This window comes from Solihabitans fulvus (genome assembly GCF_008386585.1).
Classification (GTDB): Bacteria; Actinomycetota; Actinomycetes; order Mycobacteriales; family Pseudonocardiaceae; genus Solihabitans; species Solihabitans fulvus.
On record NZ_VUOB01000420.1, the window covers coordinates 1 to 338 of the forward strand.

1 protein-coding gene is annotated in these 338 nt (G+C 44.7%); it reads right to left on the reverse strand.

The window, feature by feature from the left end:
• Positions 1 to 338, reverse strand: a 338-nt coding sequence (locus tag F0L68_RS46215; RefSeq protein ID WP_188317159.1) for a hypothetical protein, incomplete at both ends; no start/stop codon positions are given.

The window sequence follows — 338 nt, forward strand, 5'->3', positions numbered from 1 at the left end:
CTCATCTTTAGCAGCCCTAGCAGCATTTTCCTGTGCCCTCTTCACCATCCAACGATGCTTGTCTTGTTGCTGCCTGACCACCAGCTGTTGGTACCTATTGAACTTGATCGCTTCTTGATTCAGTTCATCAACACGTTCCATGAGACTGCGAAGTTGTCCTTCGAGAACAGATGCAGTACCCAGATCCAAAAACTTGGATCCTTCCTCTTCAGGTATCATCTCGGTGAGCTCAGAGATCATTATGTTAGTTAATGGAGAGTTCCGGATAACAATTGGCACTTCAATGAATAGATTTTCATAGCCAATCTTCAGGTTACGTAGTGCTTCCGGAGTGTAAT